This window comes from Aminobacter sp. MSH1 (genome assembly GCF_003071665.1).
Taxonomy (GTDB): domain Bacteria; phylum Pseudomonadota; class Alphaproteobacteria; order Rhizobiales; family Rhizobiaceae; genus Aminobacter; species Aminobacter niigataensis.
Map to the genome: position 1 here is coordinate 760940 of NZ_CP026265.1, position 21609 is coordinate 782548.

The window sequence follows — 21609 nt, forward strand, 5'->3', positions numbered from 1 at the left end:
ACATGGCCGCACTATCGCTAAACGGCGCAAGATTGGACAGAACAGCTGCGTCAGCGTAGTGTTACCCATGCGACAGCATGCGCACTGGAGACCAGATGGAACGCAACGTCAGACCTTCACTGAAGAGAAATACGGCCCCTCGTCTTTCAGTTGGCTTCATCCTTGCCCGCCGCTTCACGCTGTGCGCCTTCGCTAATTTCGTCGACGTGCTGCGTCTCGCCGCCGACGAGGGCGACCGCAGCCGGCAGATTCTGTGCGAGTGGACGGTGCTCTCCGATACGATGAGTCCGATGGCGTCGAGCTGCGGCGTCATGGTGCAGCCCAACGAACGTTTGGGCGACCCCAGAAAACACGACTACATCGTCGTCGTCGGCGGACTGATCGACGAGATTCCCAATCTCAGCCCGGAATACACACGCTATCTTCAGAAAGCGGCGGCATCGAAAGTGCCGCTCGTCGGCGTCTGCACCGGCGCCTTCATCCTGCACCGTGCCGGGCTGATGGATGGCTACCGTTGCTGCGTCAGCTGGTTCCACCACGCCGACTTTCTGGAACAGTTTGACGGGCTGAAACCCGTGTCCGATCAGATCTTCATCGTCGACCGCGACCGGCTGACCTGCTCGGGTGGGGCGAGTTCGGCGCATCTGGCCGCCTATCTGGTGGAAAAGCATGTCGGCCACGCCCAGGCACGCAAGAGCCTGCACATCATGATCATCGACGATGCGCTGCGCGCCGAAAAGCCCCAGCCCGGCATTCCGCTCGATCTGGCGACCGACGACGGACTGGTGAAGAAGGCGCTGCTGCTGATGCAGCAAAATATCGCCGCCCCGCTGTCGGCGGCAGACGTGGCGCGCCGGCTCGGCGCCAACCGGCGCCAGCTCGAACGCCACTTCCAGCGCGCGGTGGGCATGCCCCCGACGTTGGCCTACAAGATCATGCGACTTGAATATGCGGAGTTCCTGCTTCGCCACACCGAAAATTCGGTGACCCAGGTCGCTACATCGACCGGCTTTTGCGATTCATCGCATTTCATCCGAGCCTTCAGAGAGCGGCGCGGTGTGACACCTGCGGTTTTCCGCGAAGCGGCATAGGCCCGGCTAGAGCGGTTCTGGTCTTGTCTGAATCGGAAAGGATTCCGGTTCGGAGCGTTTTTTGATTCAAGATGGCTGGCTGGAGTGGAGGCCAGCATCGGATGACGCGACCTCTTTCGAATGATCTTCGTGAGCGTGTTGTGGGTGCGGTCGAGGCCGGCGAAAGCTGCCGGTCGGTCGCGGCTCGGTTTGGCGTCGCGGTGTCGTCGGCTGTAAAGTGGTCACAGCGCTACCGGGCGACAGGCTCTGTGGCGCCCGGCAAGATGGGCGGCCATCGCAAGCGTGTTCTGGAGCCGCACCGGGCGTTCATCGTGGAGCGGATCAACCGGACACCGCATCAGTCGCTGCATGGTCTGAAGGAGTGAAAGTGTCGCACGACACGGTGTGGCAGTTCCTGCGACGCGAGGGTCTGCGGTTCAAAAAACGCTGTTCGCCCTTGAGCAGGCCCGCGCCGACGTCGCGCGACGGCGGGAACGCTGGCGCTCGTGGCAGCCGGGTCTTGATCCGAAACAGCTGGTCTTCATCGACGAGACATGGATCGAGACCAATATGGCACCGCTGCGGGGCTGGGGGCAAAGAGGAAAGCGCCTGCGCGGCTTCGCCCCGCATGGCCACTGGCGCATGCTGACCTTCCTCGGCGCTTTGCGGGTCGACCGGCTCGCGGCGCCTTGCGTCTTCGACGGACCGATCAACGGCCAATGCTTCCGGGCCTATGTCGAACAGCAGCTCGTGCCCGTGCTCGAACCCGGCGATATCGTCGTCATGGACATGTGTGGACATCGGGTAATCGCGGTCGGCTCGTGAACCACCGATAGTGCCGCGATCCGGGTGCTGAAGCCCGGTGATTCGCACATTCGGAGGCTGATCGATGACCCAATTTATTGGCTTGGACGTTCGCAAAAGACGACGGTGATTTGCGTCGTCGATAAAGACGGCGGAAGGATATGGCGGGGCCAGTGCCTCACCAACCCAGAAGAGATTTGCGTCACCGTCCGTCGGCATGCCGGCAATGATGCTCGAATGGGGATCGAGACCGGCCAATGACGCCATGGCTTGTGCATGGGCTTCGAAAGCTTGGGCTTGATATTATTTGCCTCGACGCGAGGCACGCGCGCGCCGCCCTCAAGATGCAGATCAACAAGAACGATCAAAATGACGCCGAGGGACTGGCGCAGATCGTTCGCACTCGCTGGTATCGGTCGGTTGACCTTTGGGTTGCTGCCCGGCGCCATGCGAGCTCTGCCCTTCGATCGGAAAGTCGAGGCTTTGTTGGAAGGCCACTCCGACGTTGCGCTGATTGTCAGACCGATGCTTGTCGCCTGGCGCCAACTGCGCGTGCAAGTCGCTTCCTTCGACAAGGCTGCGCCACGTGCCGGCTGCTCATGAGCGTGCCTGGCATTGGCGTATTTGTCCGCCCTCGCATATGTCAGCACCGTGGAAGAGCCGGCACGATTTGCCAAGGCGCGGTCCGTAGGCGCGCACCTAGGGCTTACGCCCCGGCAATATCAATCCGGAGAAAATGGATCGTAGTGGTCGGATCGAGGTGCGGTGACGCGCTCACGCGGACATTGATGTATGAAGCTGCGGGGGTGATCCTGTCGAGGGTCAAGAAGACGTCGAGCCTGAGCGATTGGGCACGTGCGATAGCCAAGCGATCGGGCACTGGCAAGGCACGAGTGGCGCTTGCCAGAAAGCTCACGGTTATCTTGCATAGCACCTGGCGTTCGGGAGAACCGTTCCGTTGGTCGGAGCAATCTGTCACCGCCTAATTTGGTCGAAAAAATTCATCCGAATAAGATCGCGGATGTATGATTGCCCGCCGGGCGAAGGTGCGGGCGACTGCGACGGTGGGCCTTGGGTGACGCGATCCGCGTCAGCTCGCTGTGGACCTTGCAGCGCTCGTGCTTCGTACCAGATGTTGCGGCGGACTATTCCGACCGCGGAGAGAACCGTGACCCGGGGCGGCAATCGAAAGAAAAAATATTGACAACGGAGATACGATTAGAGAACGCCCCTGTCAGCGCAAGAAGAATCTTTTATGAAAATGAGGAGCGTGGTCGGGTGCTGACGTGTCCGGCCTCTCTTGCGGCGTTCCACATGCCGCAGGCCCGTATGGGAGTTCGCGGAGCGGGTCCAATTCAATCTCGCGTGCTTAGCCACGTATCCATGATCTGGTTTTCCCGATCCCGTCTCGTTGACCGTTGCGCCATACTCTCCGTTTGACCTTCTCACACTTTCGGGACCTTGCGGCCGAGCGGAACTAACCCGCCACGGCCGGAGCCCGATAAGTTCCGCCTTTCGCCATCAATGCCCAGACGATGCGTGCCGTCTTGTTGGCCAGCGCGACGATCACCAGCATGGGCGGCTTACGGTCCAGCATGCGCATGAGCCATGGGTCCGCAGATTTCCCCTTCCGCATCGCCCAGCGCACGGCGGCGCTGGCCCCTATGATGAGCAGGCGGCGCAGAGTTCGTTCGCCCATGCGGGACGTTTCGCCAAGCTTCTGCTTCCCGCCCGTGGAGCGCTGCAACGGAGTGAGCCCCAGCCAGGCCGCAAAATCGCGCCCCTTTTTGAAGGTCTGCGCTGGCGGAGCCAGAGCGGTGAGAGCAGTCGCGGTGATCGATCCTATCCCCGGGATAGTCATCAGCCGTTTCGATTCCGCATCCTCCCTGGCGCGCCGAACGATCTCGCGGTCGAGCACAGCCACCCTCTCATCCAGCGAGCGCAGCTGTTCCACGAATAGACACAGGATCAGGCGGGTGGCCTCGGGGATGGCGGAGCCATGATCCTCGATCGCCGCTACAAGCGTGGTCACATGGAAAAGGCCCTGCGCGGCTACCAGCCCGAATTCGCCAAGATGGCCACGTATTGCATTGATGGTCTGGGTCCGCTGGCGCACCAGAAGATCGCGAGCGCGAAACACCATCGCCGCTGCCTGCTGTTCCTCACTCTTGGCTGCCACAAAACGCATCGTCGGCCGTTGCGCAGCTTCGCAGATCGCCTCCGCATCGGCGGCATCGTTCTTCTGCCTCTCCACAAGGCTTGACGTAGCTCGGAGCGATCAGCCGGACGTTATGTCACAGCTTAGTGATCTCCCGCGCCCAGTAATGGCTGCTGCCGCAAGCCTCCATCGCAACCGTGCAAGCCGGCTGCGCATCAAAGAATTTAAGCATCTGATCGCGGCGAAGCTTCTTTCTAAACAGGATAGCTCCCGATGCATCTGCGCCGTGCACCTGAAACACGTTCTTCGCTAGATCCAACCCGATCATGCTAACTTCCGACATAGACGCCTCCGTTCAAGTGATGATCAACGACACCACTTTGGCACAGCGATGCCGTCAGGGGGCGTCCACCCCATCAATCTCAGCTCCCACAAATCCGCGGCCATCCGAGAGATGATCCGCGCCGCAGGAGCCAGGCTTTGGTACCTGCCGCCCTACTCACCCGACCTCAACCCGTGTATGGATGGCTCCTGCGGGTCAAGGGTGTCGGATCGGGTTTGGTGAACTGGTCGGTTGCGGCCATGTATACGGCGTCTGAATGTGCAACTGGATCGCTGCGCGCCTTGATGAATATCCGCTTGGAGAACAGGTCCCACTCAATCGAGCGCGCTCGAGGCGCTTCGGATTGATCGGGGTGTCCTGGTTCTTCGACTCCGCTTGTTCACATCACCTCACTTTGCCCTGACCATTCCGAGAGCCTGTCAGGCGGCCTGCGGCTCGTAGCGCGATCCTTCCCTGAGGACGGCGAAGATCGTTCTCGCCATGCGATGGGCCAAGGCGATGGCAACGACCTTCGTCTTCTTCCGGATGAGCATGCTCGACAGCCAGTCCGATCCGGGCTCGCGCTTCAGTCTACATCTGAGCATGATCTGCGCCATGGCGCCCAGATACAGCAACCGGCGGATATATCGATGCCCATCTTCGAGATCCGGCCCACCCTCTGCTTGCCTCCGGTGGAGTGCGGTTTGGGCGTCAGGCCGAGCCAGGCAGCGTAGTCCCTCGAGCAGCCGAAATTGTCGACATCCGGCGTCGTCGCCGCGATGATCGTCGCCGATAGCATACCCACACCGGGGATCGTAGCCAGACGCTGGCTTGTCTCGCTTTGCTCGTGGATCTCGTCGGTCAGCCGCTCGATCCGCGTGTTCGTCTCGGCCAACTGATCGAAGAGCAGGCTCACAGGCATCCGAGCCGCTTCCGGCAGCCGATCCAGTTGTTCCTTCAACCGATCGACATTCTGCGCGCCCTTCGCCGCTATGATACCGAACTCCGTCATGTGGGCTCGGATCGCGTTGCCGATCTGCGTGCATTGGCGAACCAGAAAGTCCCGCGTGCGGTGAAGAACCAGAACCGATGAGCAGGCTTCGCTCTTGATGGCGACAAACCGCATGGAAGGGCGCGTCGGTTTCACAGATAGCGGCCGCATCCGTAGCATCCGTCTTCCCGCGCTTTACGTAAGGCTTCACATAGGAGGGCGGCATCAGCCGGACGTCATGCCCCATCTCCTGAAGCCTGCGTCCCCAGTCATGAGAGCCTGCACAAGCCTCCATGCCGATCAGGCATCGCGGGATGCTTCTGAAAAAACGCGAGCAACTGGCTGCGGCGAAGTTGGCGGCGCACGAGAACCCGACCGTTCTCGTTTACACCATGGATCTGGAAGACGCTCTTTGCGAGGTCGATACCGACTGTGGCAAGCTCTGACATGGATGGCTCCTCTAAACGGGACAATAACAGCCCGACTATGGCGCAATGCGACGCCGGGAGCAGGAGCCATCCACACCATCAATCGAGCAGGCCTTCGCCAAGATCAAGCACTGGATGCGAGCCGCCCAGAAGCGAACCGTCGAGGAGACATGGCGCTACATCGGCAGTCTCATATCCTCAATCGGGCCCACCGAATGCGCCAACTATTTCCAGAACGCTAGGTTACGCTACCGTCAAAACCTGAACGACTCTAAGGACCTGCCGCGGTCTCCACCTTATTCTCCGGGCAGAATGTGCGTCGCTTCCGGGCGCCACGACACCCAAACCTTGGCGCCTGGCGCAAGGTTGAGACGTTCGAGTTCGTCGTGGCTCTTCTGCGCCTTGATCTCGATGCGATCGGCGCCCTCAAGATGGATGATGGCGGTTGCGCCGACAAACTCCTCGCCGACCACTTGCGCCTGCAACCCGTTGTAGCCGTCAGCCGGGGGCTGGTTGCTTAGTTGCACCCGGTCGTCGGAAACCACGAAAGTTGCCTTCCCTTGGCAAGCGGCTTGGCGGCGTTGGGCGGGACAATGAACTCGCCTGCAGGCGTTGCAATCTTCACCGACTGGCCGTTGGCGTAGGACACGTTGCCGGCAAAGATGTTCGACGAGCCGAGGAACTCGGCCACGAACTTGGTTCGCGGTGCGCGATAAATCTCCTGCGGATTGCCGATCTGCTCGATCCGGCCACGGCTCATGATGACGACGCGATCGGCCATCGAGAAGGCCTCCGACTGGCTGTGCGTGACATAGACAAAGGTGATGCCGAGTTCGCGCTGCAGGTTCGAAAGCACCGTCTGCATGCGCACCTTGAGATGAGCGTCCAGCGCCGATAGCGGTTCGTCGAGAAGGAGGATTTCCGGTTCTGTCACCAACGAGCGCGCCAGGGCCACGCGTTGGCGCTGGCCGCCGGACAGATGGGCAACGTTGCGATCGGCGAACTCGGTGATCTGCATGCGTTCCAGCCACTTGTCGACGCGCTGGCGCCGTTCGGTCTTTTCCACGCCGCGCATGCGCAGGCTGAACTCGATATTTTCTCGAACCGTCAGGAAGGGGAAAAGGGCTAAGCTCTGCCACACCATCGGCGTGTCGCGACGCCAAGTCGGCAGATCGTTGAGGCGTTTTCCAGCGAGACGGATTTCGCCTTCGCTCGGCGCATCCAGCCCTGCCAGCATGCGCAGCGTCGTGGTCTTGCCACAGCCGCTGGAGCCCATGATGGCGAGGAACTCGCCCTTGCGGATTTCGAAGTTCATCTTTTCGACTGCGACGAAACTACCGAAGCGTTTGACGACGCCGTCGAAGACGACGAGAGCCTTGTCGGTCATGATAGCGGTACTCCGGCTATTTCCGCGGACGCTTTGGGCGGACCGCTTCGTTTCATGAGAAGGATCTGGGCAAGCACCACCAGCGTCATCGAAACGATGAAGACGAAGGTGCCAATGACGTTGATGCGTGGGCTGACCTGGCCTTGCAGGAAGCCCAGCACCTTGACCGGCAAGGTCTCGTTCAATCCAGAGACGAACCAGGCCACTGCAAACTCATCGAACGAGACTGCCATCGTCAGGAACAGGGCAGCGAAGATTGCCGGCTTGCAGAAGGGGATGATGACATGACGCATCGCCTTCCATTCACTCGCACCGAGATTCCAGGCCGCCGCCTCCAGCGAGGGATCCATTTGCGACAGGCGCAGCCGCACGATCGCCATGGCGAAGGGCGCGCACAAGACCACATGGGCGATGATGACAGAATGGATGGCGCCCGACAGGTTGATGTTCGACAGGAAGGCGAGCATCGCCAGGCCGAGGATGACGACCGGGATCGTGGGTGGCAGAAGGGCCAGCGCGACATAGAAGGTCTTGCCGAAGAACTTGTAGCGGAAGTCGGTATAGGCAGCACCAAAGCCGATCACTGTCGCCAGCACCGATACGATCACACCGGCGACCATCGTGTTGCGCAAGCCTTCCCAGACCAGCGGGTCGGCAGCGACCGTCTCGTACCAGATGGTCGAGAACCCGCCGAGCGGAAGCGAGGGGAACCGGTCGACATTGAACGAGAAGACGAAGCTCGCGGCGATTGGCGCGAAGATAAAGGCGAAGGCCAGCAGGATGTAGAGTTTCAGCGCCCAGTCGATCAGCCAGTTGCGATTGAAGTCGTTCATCGTCCGCGCTCCTTGTAGGCGTAGCCCACCGCGGCGAAAGCGACGGCTAGCAGCGTTGCGATCATGGTCAGCGCGATCACCGCCGCGCGCGGCCATTGCTGGCCCGACTTGGTGGTGTCGGTGATCAGGATGGACAGTGTCGGCGGGTCGCCTCCGCCGAGATAGAGCGGACTGACGAAATCGCCGAACGTCAGGATGAAGCAAAACAGCGCCGCGATCACCAGGCCAACCTTGGCTGCCGGCACGATTACCTCGAAGACCGTGCGCAACCGGCCGCAGCGCAGGTTGTGCGCGGCCTCGATAAGGTTTTTGTCGACGAAGATCAGACTGAACAGCTGCAGCAAAACGACAAGCGGAAAGCTCAGCGTCAGATACCCGACCATCGTGCCGAACACCGAGTTGAGCATGCCGAACGGTCCGAGCCCGATCTTGGCGAATAGTGCGTTGATCATGCCGTTGTCGGAGAGGAATATCTGCCAGGAATAGACGCGCACCAGATAGCTGGTGAAGAAGGGGATGACCATCAGGAAGATGGCCCAGCGGCGCGCGGTTTCGGTGAGCTTGAATGCGATGCCGTAGGCGCAGGGGAAAGCCAGCGCGCTGGTGATGACGGCCGCAGCGGTGGCAAGCGCAAAGGTGCGCAGATAGGCGTCCCAGAAGACACCGCGACCGAGCATCCTGACCCAGTTGACGGTGTCAAAGTCCGGTTCCATGCGGAAATTCTTGACCGTCCAGAAGCTGAGTGCGATCAGGAACAACAGCGGCGCAAGGAAAAACATCACCTGCCAGATCAGCATCGGCAGTGATAATGTCAGTCCGTAAAGTGTAATTGATTTACGCATCGCGGCGATTCCAACCTGAAGACACGACTGCACGGCTGCGTGCAGGATTGCCGGAATGAATGGGCGGGCGCAGCGGCCCGCCCTTACAAGTTAGCAAAACGTTCCGATGGGCGCGCGCGGCGCACTAGGAACCTTTGTATTCGGACCAGAAGTCGTTCCAGTCCTCAAGGCTCTGCTGCACCGGCAGCTGCCGGTATTTGATCCTTCCAGCGCGGATCATATCCATGACGTTGCTCTCATTGAGCAGCATGCCTTGGCGCTTGGCTTCCTCCGGCGTTTCCTTGGCAAGCAGCTCCCAGCCCTTCTGGTTGGGAATGAGTGCGGGGTAAGCGGCCATATTGGCCGACTTCACCTGGCCCTTGGTCGAGGTGATGTACTGGATCCATTTCTTGGCGAGGTCGGCCTTGGTCGAGCCCTTGCCGATGGAGAAAGACTCGGTCCACTGCAGGCCGCCCTCTTCGGGAATGACGCTGCGCACCTTGGCGCCGTTCTTTTCCAGCGTTCCGGTGATCCAGTCGCCGATCCCGGCCATCGCCAGCATCTGGCCGTTCTGCAGCGACGAGAAGGTTCCGCCATAGTCGAAGAAGCCGCCGATCTGTGGACGCAGGCTGGCCATCTTCTCCTGCAGCTTGCCCCATGCCGCTTCATCGATGTCGTAGGGCGAGGCATTGCCATCAAGCAGGCTGATCTGGCCGAGATTCGGCAGGTGCCAGTCGAAATGGCCGACCTTGCCGTTCAGCTTTTCGTCCCAGTAGACGTTGTAGGTCGAGGCCTCCTTCTCGGTGATCGCATCGGTGTTGTACGCAACGCCGAGGAAGCCAAAGCGCGTGATAACCGAATAAAGATCGTTACCTTGCCAGTGCCCGGGAAAATGTTGGAATTCGGGGAAAAAGTCGTCAAACGGATAGTCTACCGGGTCGAGTTTCTCAATGTAACCCGCAGCGTTGAGCTGCTGCACATACTCGGCATCCGAAAGAATCACGTCGAAGGTTCCTGGAGGCGACTGGGAGATCAGCCCAAGCATGTTGTCGCCGCCGGTATAGTATTTCGGCTTGAACTTGACGTTGTTTTCCGCCTCGAATTCGGCGACGACATCGGGTTCGGCATGACCGTACCAGGCAAGCATGGTAAGCTCGACGGGAGCTGCAAAGGCCAGCCGGCTGAGATACGGCATCGCCAGGATTCCGCCGCCCAATACGCTTGCACCCTTCAGAATCTCGCGCCGGGTACGGGGTCCCGACAGTACGTCCTTCATGGTCATCGCATTCCCCTTTTGGTTGTTGTTACCGCAAGGTTAGGAAGCGCAAATGCATTTGGAAAATTAATTCTGATAATTTAGCCATTTGCCCTGCTTATTGACGATCAAGTTCCGCATGGCGCCGCACGGGGTCACCGGAGACGCCCGCCTCATCCAGTCGGGCGATGATGTGGTTAACCAGCCTGATGCCAGCGTCCGACAGCCGCGGATGCTTGTAAAACAGGCCAACCCGGATTTCGGCCAACGGCGGAAATCCGTCGTCCTCGCCAAGCACACGCATCCCCGGCAACAAAGTGTAGCGCGTCAGTGCGCTTACACCCAGACCGTTGATCACGGCATTCTGTAGGCCCGAGATTCCTGGCCCGGTATAAGCGACGCGCCAGCGCATCTGCGCCGCATCGAGCGCCTGGATCATCCGCGCCCGGTACGCGCACCCCTCCGGATGAGCAGCGAGCGGAATGCCTTTCGCTGGATCGAACGTGACCTCGTTCGCCGCCGTCCAGATCGGCCGCTCGATCCATGACCGCGACAGGTATTGCGCGCGATCGGCATTAACCATGGCAATGGCCAGATCGAGCTCGTCCGCCCGCAGCCGATCGAGGATTTCAGCGCTCCAGCCGCAATAGATCTCGAGCGAGATTTCGGCATGCTGACGCGTGTATTCGGTGATCACCCCTTGCAGAAAGGCCACGGCATAATCGTTGGGCAGGCCAACGCGCAGCACGCCCGATATCTTGGCGCGGTTGAAATAGGATGCCGCCTCGTCGTTGAGCCGCAAAATTTCGCGTGCGTAGCTCAGCAACATCTCGCCTTCGCTGGTGAGCGTCAGCGAGCGGCCCATCTGCTTGATGAGCGGAGCGCCGACCAATTCTTCGAGCCGGCGCATCTGCAGTGAGATCGCCGGTTGGGTGCGTCCCAGCATGTCGCCGGCCTTGGTGTAAGCACCGAGATCGATGACCGAAACAAAGGTGCGGAGCAGATCGGTCTGGAAGTTTACAATGTTGCGCATGGATTTCGTTTCCTCATGCGAGGATGAAGATTATAAATTTCTCATATCACATGGTTGGGCTCAAATCTTTGCCCATCAGCCAAAATGGGAGATGACCATGCCTCAACAATCTGTCTTCGCCGCCGAGCTTTCCTGGCCCGACTATGACGCCCGTGTTCGCGGCGGCACCACGGCAATCCTGTTGCCGATCGGCTCGATGGAGCAGCATGGCCACCATATGCCGATGAATGTCGACGTGCTCTTGCCGGTCGAGTTCGCCCGGCGCGTCGCCAGCCGCATCGACGCGCTGGTCGCGCCGCCCTTCACCTATGGCTACAAGTCGCATCAGAAGTCCGGCGGCGGCAATCACCTGCCGGGCACCACCAGCCTTGACGGCGCAACCCTGGTCGCGGCTCTTCGCGACGTCATCAGGGAATTCGCCCGCCACGGCGTTCGCCGCATCTGCCTGGTCAACGGCCATTTCGAGAATTCGTGGTTCATCATCGAGGGCATCGACCTTGCGCTGCGAGAGCTCAAATGGGCAGGCATTGACGACATGAAGATCGTCGTCCTGTCCTACTGGGACTTCGTCGACAAGGCGACGATCGGCCGGCTCTATCCCGATGGCTTCGCCGGCTGGGATCTGGAGCATGGCGGGGTGTTCGAAACCTCCCTGATGCTGGCGCTCTACCCCCATCAGGTCAGCCTCGAGCGCGCGGTCGACCACGCGCCGGCAACCTTCCCCCCCTACGACGTCTACCCGCCGAAACCGGAATGGACGCCCGCCAGTGGCACGCTGTCCTCGCCCAAGGATGCGACAGCGGAAAAGGGCGAACTCCTCCTGCAGGTCTGCGCCGACGGCATTGTTCAGGCGCTGGAGAGGGAATTCCCGCGCTGAGCATTCCGCCTGCTGACACAATAAAGCCGCGGCATCGACCGCGGCTTTATTGTTACCAAGAAACGGGATCAAAAAGGCCGGCTCGGCGGGGTCAGCCCGCCGCGCTCGCAAGCCGCGACGGATGCCGGCCGAGACACCGTCTCTTCGGGGACACGGGCAGTCATGCGCGCACCCAGCCGCTTCACCCAGCGGGCGATATCCCTGGCCAGCAGCGCAGCCGGATGCAACGCGGTCGCGGTAGACCGGCAATGCCGGTCCACCGCTTCCCGGGGGCAATCGTGGGGAATGTAGAACACCGCCCTCAGTTCCTGATGATGTTGTGCTCCGGACCGAAGGGGAAGCCGGTGATATTTTCGGCACTGTCTTCCTTGACGATCAGAATGTCGTGTTCGCGGTAGCCACCGGCGCCCGGCATGCCCTCGGGCAGCATCACCATCGGCTCCATCGACACCACCATGCCTGGCTCGAGCACGGTGTCGATGTCCTCGCGCAGTTCCACGCCGGCCTCGCGGCCGTAGTAGTGGCAGAGCACGCCGAACGAGTGGCCGTAACCGAACGAGCGGTACTTCAGCAGGTCCCACTCGCGGTACATCTCATTGAGCTCGATGGCGATGTCCTTGCAGCGCGCACCCGGCTTGATCAGTTCGAGACCGCGACGGTGAACGGCGACGTTCTTCTCCCAGATGTCGAGGCTGGCATCGTCGACATGGTCGCAGAACAAGGTGCGTTCGAGTGCGGTGTAGTAGCCGAATATCATCGGGAAGGTGTTGAGCGACAGGATATCGCCCGACTGCACTTTGCGGTTGGTCACCGGATTATGGGCGCCGTCGGTGTTGATGCCCGACTGGAACCAGGTCCAGGTGTCCATCAATTCGACGAAGGGGAACGAGTTGGCGATCTCGCGGATCATCGCATTGGTGGTGGCGATCGCCACTTCATGCTCGGGCACGCCGGCCTTGATTGCCGCAGCACAAGCCGCGCCGCCGACATCGCAGACGCGCGCGCCTTCGCGGATCAGCTTCTGCTCTTCGAGCGACTTGACGGTGCGCATCCACATCGAGGGCTGGCTGACATCGACGAACTCGACGCCGGGCAGCGCTTCTTCGAGCGAGCGGCGGAAGTCGAGCGAGACATGGTCGAACTCGATGCCGACGCGTTTGGCGCCCGGGGTCAGCTGGCGCACGGCGCTGTAGAAATTGTCGCGGCGCCAGTCGGTATAGGTGAGGTTGTCGCCGAAGCTGCGGCGCCACGGCTGGCCGCCATCGATACCGGCCGAAATGGTCGTGGCGTTGTTGTGGTCGATGACCATGCCGTACTTCCGGCCGAAGTAGCAGTAGAGCCAACCGGAATAATAATTGATGCAGTGGTAGGACGTGAACAGCGCCGCGTCGACATTGTTCTTCGCCATCCAGCCGCGCACGTCGTTCTGGCGGCGGGCCATTTCGGCATCGGAGAATGGCGAAAATTCCTTTTCGCCATTGTGCCATTTCATTACGTGCAACATGTCGTCGGTCATCGGGCTGCTCCTCCCTAAGAGTAGATCTATGCAGCACAGCGTAGTTTCGACGACGGCATTACGACAATTTATTCACCTAATGATCGGATAATGGATCTTTATAGTCAAGAGCGGAAGCCACGACTCCTCAGCCCTCGGCGACTTTGCCTGACGCGATGAGCTTCCCATATTAACGAATGCGATTCGCGCCAGCACAGAACATTTCGGTGCGACGACAATCCGAGTTTGTCATCCTCTTGAGCGCCCCCGGCGACAAGGGCATCCAATGACCGGCGCAGCTTACGCGGTACAAGCCCAGCGTAAACGTCCTTCAAGGAGGAGTCGCCGCTCCGCGACCGATCAGACCTTTCAAGCCATGATAAGCAAGCGTTCTGGTTTGAGCCGCACGTTCGTAGCTGGCTCTCACTTCGATTTTTTTGCATCATCAGAAAGCGCTTCTATCGCTTGCCGGCCCAGTAACCGACCTGCCCTCAACACAAAGAGTCTGTAGAGCACGCCTCTGAAGCGCCGCAGACTGCGCTGTAAGCCGGACGTTTTCATAACGTCGCCTCCTCTCAAGTTTTTGTTTGGTTGGACGAAACGTCGTGTAGTGTGGGGATCGTTGAGCGAATCCACGGTCCGCTGGGAACCTGCAGACTCCAATCAGATTGAGCTTTAGCCTTGAGTAAATCTATCGACGATTTCGCCCGTGAGCTCGATTGGAATTTGCTGAAGATATTCCACGAGATCGTACAAGCTGGCGGGATATCGAAGGCAACCGAGAGGACACGACTCAAGCAATCCGCTATTAGCTTGGCACTCCAGCGGCTCGAAGGGCGGATCGGGACGGTTCTGTGCAAGCGTGGCTCGGCGGGTTTCGAGCTGACCGCTGAAGGCATACTACTGGCCGAGCTCTGCGCGCCTATGATGCGCGCGGTTCGTGAAATTCCAAGCCTTGCCAGTGAATCGTCGAGCGAAATCCATGGGAATCTGTCGATTGGGCTGATTAGCAACTTCGTCAGCGGAGCATTGGACACGGCGATAGCCCTTTTTCACACCAGGTTCCCGAACGTAGAGCTTGTTGTCTCGACGATGGCTTCAGCTCACGTAGCGGGCTCCGTCATGCGCAGTGAGATCGACATCGGGGTGGCTCCTTCCAGAATCATGCGCCCGGAACTCAGATACCGTTTTCTTTCGAATGAGCTTCACCGGCCCTATTGCGGAACCCATCACCGGCTGTTCGGTGAAAAGTTTGACGACCCGCTCGCGCTCACGAATGAGCGTTTCATCCTTACTGGTAGCGATGAACCCGATGACTTGCGCGCGTTCCGGTTACAATACGGGCTCGGCGAAAAGATATCTGCCGTCAGCGAGCATCTAGAGGAGGCTAGACGGTTCGCACTTCTCGGAATAGGGCTTTGCTTCCTGCCGGAGAGCTACGCATCCGCGGATGAAGAAAATCAAAGATTGTGGCCTTTGCTTCCGCGTCAGATAGCTCCATCCGTCGGTGTTTATGTCATTGACAAGCCAAGTTTCCCGGAGCTTGAACGACGCAACAGGCTCCGTGAGGATTTTATCGCCTGCCTCAGCTAGCGGTTTCGGCATTTTGATCGTCGTCCGTCAGTTGCTTGCCCTGCGGTGCGGTAGGAAATTACCGACAGAAGGCGAACTGGGGTCTTTATCAACTCCTTCGGACCATGCGGCGCATTGGCGTCGAAGAACAGACTATCACCCGGCGCCATCCTGTAGAACTTGCTGTCGTGCCGATAGAGGACCTCGCCTTCGAGCAGGTAAATCAGCTCCAAACCGTCATGATGGAACACAGGGAGCTGATCCCAGGGCTCGGACAAGGTTATCACGTAGGGTTCGATCACCACACCGGCTGTGTCGGAACCGAGATAACCCAGCTGCCCGTACTGGTAGCCAGCCCGTGTCCCGCGCCGTTCGACTGACAGCCCTTGGTCGACCTTGACGAAGAAGGCATCATTTTTTTCTTCGTATCGTCGAAACAAGGCCGACGGTGACACTCCAAGTGCGGACGACAGTGCCTGCAGCGTACCTAGCGAAGGAGAGATGGTCCCATGCTCCACTTTCGAAAGCATGCCGACCGATATTCCTGCCGCTGATGCCAGTTCGGTTCCACTCAACCCGTAACGCACACGAATCGAGCGGACTTCACGACCAATAGCGGTCTGCAGACGCTTGCTTTCTTCGACATGATTTTTGCCAGCATCATAGTCGCCGATAAATGCGTTTGGATTCTCAAAGGAGAGTTGCGATGGCTTTGCGTCCTGCTGGTCGGGTACGAATTGCTCGATCATGCTGACTCCTCGTAAGCTGCGGTTGGCAAACGAAAGCCTTTGGCGAACAAGAGGCGCCCTTACAGGACGCCTCTTGTTCAGGATCAGAGCATGCCGGAGAGAATGGCCACCCCTGCGAGCGCGCCAACGCCGCCCACATATCGGACAAGAGGGCCACCCCTCGTTTTGGCGACGCGGTCGAGTAGAAGGCCGCCAACAAGGCCCAGCGTGTGTAGCAAGGCTGTAGCGACCATGAAACCAGCGGCATAGGTCAAACCTACGGCGCTTTCTGGCATCTCCGCACCATGCGCATAGCCATGGAAAATGGCGAAAAAGCCAACCAGCCCCATCGCAGCGGCAACCGGTACACTGAGGCCGAAGGCGACAATCGCTCCAAACGCAACGATCGACGCTGCTATTCCCAGTTCGACGAAGGGCAATCCTATGCCGGCATAGCCAACCCAGCCGCCGAGGGCCAAAACGGCAACAAAGCTGGCGGGAACGAGCCAGAGCGCCCGACCGCCGAGCTGTGCCGCAAGGACTCCAACCAACGTCATCGCCAATACGTGGTCAAGACCACCCAGTGGATGGGCAAAACCGCCGGAAAAGCCATGAACCTCACCGTGTCCTGGATGAGCCATCGCCAGAGTGGGGAGAGTAACGACTGCTGCAGTCAGCAGCGCGCGAATGCTGAATTTAGACATGACACACCTGCACTTCCGTTAGAACTATCGATTTGGTCTTGAGTAAAAGGCTGCAAGCGACGCCTTGCTCAGCCGACCCGCGCCTTGTCGCGATGGCCAAGTTTGCCGTTCGCGATCAGCGTGCCCAAAGTGTCGAGAACAACTCTGCAGGCAAGTTGGGCTGTATTGTCATTGACGTCATAGGGCGGCGAAACTTCAACCACCTCCATTCCGCACAGTCCCTCGGCCGCGATCGTCCGAATTATCTCGAAGGCTTCGCGAGGCATCAAACCACCCGGCTCCGGCGAGCCTGTTCCGGGCGCAAAGCCTGGGTCGATCGAGTCGATATCGAAGGAGAGATATACCGCCTTACACCCTTCCCAAGCCATCTCAAGGGCCATTTCGGCCACCTTTTTTGCTCCGTGCTTCTCCAGGTCGAACATCGTCATGACACTGGTGCCACGCCTCTGGGCGACCGCGCTGCCTGGACGGTTCCCGTACCACCCCCCGATGCCGAGCTGGACCAGGTTCTTGGGATGGCAGTTTGGCAAGCCAACATCATGCATGTGGCTATGATCGCGGTGTGATATCTCGCGCCCCTCATGTGTAGTCCAGAACCAGGGCGTGGTGTGCATCCGCTCATCCATATCCTTCTCCTGGATATCGATGTGCCGGTCGATGTGAATGATGCCGACATTGCCGTCGATGTGCGGAGCGATCCCGCGGACATTGGGGAAGCCGAGGCTGTGATCGCCTCCGCAGATGATCGGGAAGACGCCAGACGTATAGATGTGCGATACGGCCTTGGTGACTTGATCGAAAGTCTTTTCGATGTTGCCAGGAATGACAAAGATGTCGCCGGCATCGCAGAGGTCCAACTCCTCATAGATGTCAACGCCGCCATCGAACCAGTAACCGTCATAGAGAGCGGAGATCCTCCGAACGGCCTGGGGCCCAAACCGGGTGCCTGGTCGATAAGTGGTCGCAGAATCGAACGGCGCGCCGACGAATGCGGCTTCGTATTGGCCAATCTTGCGGATGTCCTCGCAATAGGGGACTTTCATGAAAGTGTTGATGCCGGCGAAGGCAGGCTGGTGGCCGCGGCTGAACAGCGAGATGCTGCGGTCGACCACTGACGATGCCGCCTCCAGACCCAACTCAAGCGACCGGGCAGTCTCCTCTTCCTGCTTCTTTTGAGAGATGCGCGAAAGTCGATCAAGTGCCTGCCTGCCATCCGTCGAGTTTCTTATTTCCTCGGCATGAGAGTGGCTATGGTCGCCGCTGTGGTGATGATCGTGAGGTCCATTTCCCATTGCTTATTCCTAGGTTGATAGATCGTTCCAAGGCGTCTTTTGTTGACATCAAGAAATACAGTCGAGATGTCGGATACTCGCCATACAAGACAACATCGCCACTTCAAATAGGACTTGCGTGGCAATTACGAAGGTCAATTCTGAATTGAATGGACCTCATAAAAAATGATATTTTCAGGATACTCTTAGATCAACGACCTACTTTTCAATGAGCAACATTGACTAGGTCAATCACAATCACATGTCTGGGCGCCGGACAGCTGACGTAAAGCATCAACCCCACCGGGAGCAGGTCCTGGCGGGGTCGACAGCTTCTCTAGCAAGCGGCTTCGATGGCGCTGCTATTGAAACACTTACATTTGATAGGTGGCGAGCAGATGCCCGATGTAGATCGTCAAACCACCAGTGACGAGGACGACATAGGGCAAATGCCCCGCGCGTTTTTTCATCAGCACGTCGCCCTCCATCAGGTCTGCTTGCATCCACTCAGGAAATTTTCCGCGATCGGTCACGTAATGACGGAACAGGAAGATCGGGATAATGCCGGCGGTGATCGCAAGGCTAGCGAGCAAGGCTCGTTCGCCCCAGAAGTCGGCCCCCCATCCCATGATCAGCAGGTTGAGATAACCACAGATCCCGCCAACCCAAAGCAGCCAGTTGGGACAGCGATACGGCCTCGGGGCTTCTGGCCTATCTATCCGATGCAACCACCCGGCCTGCAGGTTGAGGAACACGAAGATCATGTAGGTGGTGTTGGCGAGCACAATGAGGAACACATAGTCCGACAACATGAGCAGGAAAGCATTGAAGACTAGATCGGTCCACATGGCGGCGACGGGTGCGCCGTGGCTATTGAGTCTGGACAGATATTTCGGCAGCCAGCCGTCATGCGAACCTTGATAGAGTGTGCGCGATGAGCCTGCCATGGCGGTCATGATGACCAAGCAAACCGACAGGATCAGCATCGTCATGATGATATTGGCCAGAACTGGGCCGGCCCCCACCATTTGCGCCATCACCCGACCAACACCGGTGCCGTCATAGATGCCAGGGTCGAGCATTCCGTCCAGGCCGAGATAGCCTTGGAACGCGATCGGCACGACAGTGTAGAACAGGATGCACAGCAATCCGGAATAGACCAGCGCACGCACTGTATCATATCCGGGATTCTTGAACTCGCGGACATAACAGACCGCCGTTTCAAACGGATAGGTGGACCAGGCAGCCAGCAGCAGGCCCGCTGCGAACGTCGTATAGCCAACCATGTTCCAAGTGCCGGCAGCAGGCTGCCCCAACGCATCTTGGGTGAGGGGAACAAAAGGCAAAAAATTGCTCGAATGCACATCGCCTGTGAAGAGCGGAACAATGCCGATAAGGAAGAGCGGCACCAGCACTGCCACGGCTACCGCCATCTGCACCTTTGCGGCGTTCAGGACACCACGATGCTGGATCGCAAACACCGTCAGCATCAAAAGCATGCCAAGCAGGAAAGTCGAGTTGATGCGCAGGTGAAGGCCCGATTTGAGATAGCTCAGATCCAGCAGCGTGATTGACCAAGTGCGTATCGCGGCGTCGGCCGGAAACAGCATCTGCAAAACATAGCCGGCCGCGAGGCCCGATCCGACTGCCAGGACAGGAGACCATGAGAACCAATTGGTCCAGACCGAAATCGGCCCAAGCATCTTCCCATAGCGCACCCATGCCATGGCGCCATAAACCGAGGCGCCCCCGGATTTGTTTGGATAGAGGCCCGATATTTCCGCGTAGGTGAAGCATTGAATGAAGCCAATGAACATCGAAACGATCCACACCAGCGGAGAAATATTACCCATGGCCGAGGCAACAGCCCCGATGGAAAAGAGCACGAGGACGGGGGTCCCGGCCGCGAACCAGAAGGCATGCGTCCAGTTGAGTGTACGCTGAAGGGAGTATGATGGCGCTTCATGTGTGGCTATAAGCCCCGGCGTACTGGGTATTGAGAATTCCTGCGTTCCAGCTTCCATGCGTGATCTCCTCCACCATGAGTCATTGATGACCCTGCTTTTTGCCTAATGAGAACACATGGACGGCGTGGAGAAACCTACCGCTTAGCTATTTTGTACATTGACAGCGTCAATGTTCGCCGATCGGCGGCTCGGGATAGGTGATCTATACATTTCCAATGTCTTTTTGTTAACAACGGAGGTATTTAATTGAAATTATTTTTTTTAGCATAATTGTTTAAGATTGCTATCGACTTACCGACGAACGCATCTCTAGCAGCCTTTTTTTGCGAGCGAGTATTACTTATAACATACACATCACACGACAGATCTTCTGTCCGACCCAGCAATGGCCAAAGCGAACCACGGTCAACATCGGCAGCGACAAACTGCTCGGGAAGAATGCACACTCCAACGCCCGCAACCGTGAGGCGCCTTGCCTCCTCAAGATTTGGCGTCCTCGCCGTTACCTTTTGACCAAAGCGATGCCTAAGGCGGAAACTAGTGAGTGTATCCGGCTCATCGGATCCGGTCAGGATGAATGCTTCGTCACTGACGGCGACCAGATCCGGTAAATTTCCGAAGAGGCGATGTTGTCGTCCACAATATATATTGTGGTATTCTCTCATCAAGAAGTCATATCTGAGGTCTACATGCTTATACAACATTGGTGATATTCCAATGTCGTAGTCATTGTTGACCATTCGTGTTGTTATTTCACTCCATGGAAGTACGTCAATGCTGATCAAAACATCCGGACACTCTGTATTGAAACTTAAGAATATTGTGTCAATTATTTCGCTTGAAAAGTTGCTGATTATTGCCACATCGAGCTTTCCAGATATATTATATCTTGAATTGTCAATCTCATATTGTGTTTGCTCTATTCCCTCGTAAATCTTCTTTACATAATCGTACAGAACTCTTCCCTCATCGGTGAGCTCAAACCCTACCCGCCCCCGCTGGCAAAGCCTGCTACCGACGATGGCTTCAAGCCGTTTCAGTGCTAGACTGATGGTGGATTGTTTGTGCCATCCCACATTGGCAGCGGCGGTGATGCCATTGGCTTCAACAATGTCGTGGAATGTCTTTAGTAGGTTCCAGTCGAGGCGCTGACTGAATTGCTGCATGCGACGTTTCAGATCGTCATTGGGCATCTGCGACCACCTCCTGATATCGATATTCTTCCAAGCACCGTGCTGCGCTTTGGCCTTCTGTCAACCAATTTATTGATCTCCAAGACGCAAATAACGCATCTCAACAGCGCATAATCGGGAAGACAATTTCCTCAAATTCGATTGCCCTCGACCAGGGTCCGGAGTTCGGTAACGAGGCCGTCCCACTCAAGTGGTTTTGGACGAGCGTGATCATCCACCTGCTGGCGATGTATCGGCGGCATGAGTGGAGCAGTGTTCGGCATCATCGGAACCGCGTCTCCGGAGCCCCCCCCGAAGGCATGCGCTCAGGCAGGCAACAGTGGGAGTCTCAGTTGGTTACGTCTTTAGCGGGACAAGGTGCCTCTGCCTGGAAGGCGGTGCCATCAACCCAGATCCGGTTAACGATCAGCCTGATGCGCCGAGCGAGGGCGGCCGATCTGCGGCCCATGTTCTCATCCATGTCGAGCGCCCCAGTTCATCATGACGGTCGCGGCCTGTGCCGGAGGTCGGCCTGCGTTAGCAAGAGCATGGAAAACGGCGCTCCAAACGCCCGCCGACCACCGCTGGAAACGGTTGTTCTGGGTCTTGCACAGTCCATAAACCGACGGAGCATCGACCCAGCGTCCGCCGCTGTTCACGACATGCTTAATGCCGCTGACCGTGAATCACGATCCCACGGAGGAACCCCTTTTATGGGTCC

Annotated in this window: 15 protein-coding genes and 6 pseudogenes; 6 read left to right on the forward strand and 15 right to left on the reverse strand. The window is 58.4% G+C overall.

Going from position 1 to position 21609, the window contains the following annotated elements; all coding sequences use genetic code 11:
• Positions 1-95: 95 nt before the first annotated feature.
• Positions 96-1091, forward strand: coding sequence for a GlxA family transcriptional regulator (locus CO731_RS03645; protein WP_108605993.1), 996 nt, complete (start codon positions 96-98; stop codon positions 1089-1091).
• A 101-nt stretch (positions 1092-1192) separates the two neighbouring features.
• Positions 1193-1886: pseudogene (locus CO731_RS03650) on the forward strand (IS630 family transposase); the annotation flags it as partial.
• A gap of 1465 nt (positions 1887-3351) precedes the next feature.
• Here CO731_RS03650 and CO731_RS03665 read toward each other — a convergent pair.
• Positions 3352-4375: pseudogene (locus tag CO731_RS03665) on the reverse strand (IS110 family transposase).
• A 75-nt stretch (positions 4376-4450) separates the two neighbouring features.
• Here CO731_RS03665 and CO731_RS03670 point away from each other — a divergent pair.
• A pseudogene (locus tag CO731_RS03670) lies at positions 4451-4549 on the forward strand (transposase); the annotation flags it as partial.
• Positions 4550-4794: 245 nt separating this feature from the next.
• Here the strand turns inward: CO731_RS03670 and CO731_RS03675 are convergent.
• A pseudogene (locus tag CO731_RS03675) lies at positions 4795-5794 on the reverse strand (IS110 family transposase).
• A gap of 81 nt (positions 5795-5875) precedes the next feature.
• Here CO731_RS03675 and CO731_RS03680 point away from each other — a divergent pair.
• Positions 5876-6038: pseudogene (locus CO731_RS03680) on the forward strand (IS630 family transposase); the annotation flags it as partial.
• A gap of 31 nt (positions 6039-6069) precedes the next feature.
• Here CO731_RS03680 and CO731_RS29210 read toward each other — a convergent pair.
• The 6 genes from CO731_RS29210 to CO731_RS03705 all read right to left on the reverse strand — a co-directional run bounded on the left by CO731_RS29210 (position 6070) and on the right by CO731_RS03705 (position 11102).
• Positions 6070-6318, reverse strand: coding sequence for a TOBE-like domain-containing protein (locus CO731_RS29210; protein ID WP_245439607.1), 249 nt, complete (start codon positions 6316-6318; stop codon positions 6070-6072).
• The gene (locus tag CO731_RS03685; protein WP_245439609.1) at positions 6291-7160 is read right to left on the reverse strand and encodes an ABC transporter ATP-binding protein; all 870 of its coding nucleotides are present in this window, start codon (positions 7158-7160) and stop codon (positions 6291-6293) included. Before CO731_RS03685 ends, CO731_RS29210 begins: the two co-directional genes overlap by 28 nt.
• The gene (locus tag CO731_RS03690) at positions 7157-7993 is read right to left on the reverse strand and encodes an ABC transporter permease (RefSeq protein ID WP_108605996.1); all 837 of its coding nucleotides are present in this window, start codon (positions 7991-7993) and stop codon (positions 7157-7159) included. The genes CO731_RS03685 and CO731_RS03690 overlap by 4 nt, the downstream gene beginning before the upstream one ends.
• A complete protein-coding gene (locus CO731_RS03695) occupies positions 7990-8835 on the reverse strand; it encodes an ABC transporter permease (RefSeq protein WP_108605997.1) in 846 nt (281 codons plus the stop codon). The genes CO731_RS03690 and CO731_RS03695 overlap by 4 nt, the downstream gene beginning before the upstream one ends.
• A 124-nt stretch (positions 8836-8959) precedes the next feature.
• The gene (locus tag CO731_RS03700) at positions 8960-10096 is read right to left on the reverse strand and encodes a spermidine/putrescine ABC transporter substrate-binding protein (protein WP_108605998.1); all 1137 of its coding nucleotides are present in this window, start codon (positions 10094-10096) and stop codon (positions 8960-8962) included.
• Positions 10097-10187: 91 nt separating this feature from the next.
• Positions 10188-11102, reverse strand: coding sequence for a LysR substrate-binding domain-containing protein (locus CO731_RS03705; protein ID WP_108605999.1), 915 nt, complete (start codon positions 11100-11102; stop codon positions 10188-10190).
• A 97-nt stretch (positions 11103-11199) separates the two neighbouring features.
• On the opposite strand from CO731_RS03705, the gene CO731_RS03710 reads away from it, so the two are divergent.
• A complete protein-coding gene (locus CO731_RS03710; protein WP_108609608.1) occupies positions 11200-11979 on the forward strand; it encodes a creatininase in 780 nt (259 codons plus the stop codon).
• A gap of 301 nt (positions 11980-12280) precedes the next feature.
• Here CO731_RS03710 and CO731_RS03715 read toward each other — a convergent pair whose 3' ends face one another.
• Complete coding sequence (locus CO731_RS03715) at positions 12281-13495, reverse strand: M24 family metallopeptidase (protein ID WP_108606000.1); 1215 nt, start codon at positions 13493-13495, stop codon at positions 12281-12283.
• Between the two features lie 660 nt (positions 13496-14155).
• Here CO731_RS03715 and CO731_RS03720 point away from each other — a divergent pair.
• Complete coding sequence (locus CO731_RS03720) at positions 14156-15067, forward strand: LysR family transcriptional regulator (RefSeq protein ID WP_108606001.1); 912 nt, start codon at positions 14156-14158, stop codon at positions 15065-15067.
• On the opposite strand, the gene CO731_RS03725 is transcribed toward CO731_RS03720, so the two are convergent.
• The 6 genes and pseudogenes from CO731_RS03725 to CO731_RS29215 all read right to left on the reverse strand — a co-directional run.
• Positions 15064-15795, reverse strand: coding sequence for an XRE family transcriptional regulator (locus CO731_RS03725; protein ID WP_108606002.1), 732 nt, complete (start codon positions 15793-15795; stop codon positions 15064-15066). The genes CO731_RS03720 and CO731_RS03725 overlap by 4 nt on opposite strands.
• 83 nt (positions 15796-15878) lie before the next feature.
• A complete protein-coding gene (locus tag CO731_RS03730) occupies positions 15879-16478 on the reverse strand; it encodes a HupE/UreJ family protein (protein WP_108606003.1) in 600 nt (199 codons plus the stop codon).
• Positions 16479-16546: 68 nt separating this feature from the next.
• Positions 16547-17770, reverse strand: coding sequence for an agmatinase family protein (locus tag CO731_RS03735; protein ID WP_108606004.1), 1224 nt, complete (start codon positions 17768-17770; stop codon positions 16547-16549).
• Positions 17771-18123: 353 nt separating this feature from the next.
• Positions 18124-19773 carry an APC family permease gene (locus CO731_RS03740; RefSeq protein ID WP_108606005.1) on the reverse strand — a complete coding sequence of 550 codons (1650 nt, stop codon included), beginning with the start codon at positions 19771-19773 and terminating at the stop codon, positions 18124-18126.
• Between the two features lie 185 nt (positions 19774-19958).
• Positions 19959-20909, reverse strand: a complete 951-nt coding sequence (locus CO731_RS03745; RefSeq protein WP_108606006.1) for a LysR family transcriptional regulator — start codon at positions 20907-20909, stop codon at positions 19959-19961.
• Between the two features lie 494 nt (positions 20910-21403).
• A pseudogene (locus CO731_RS29215) lies at positions 21404-21568 on the reverse strand (IS5/IS1182 family transposase); the annotation flags it as partial.
• Positions 21569-21609: the final 41 nt, after the last annotated feature.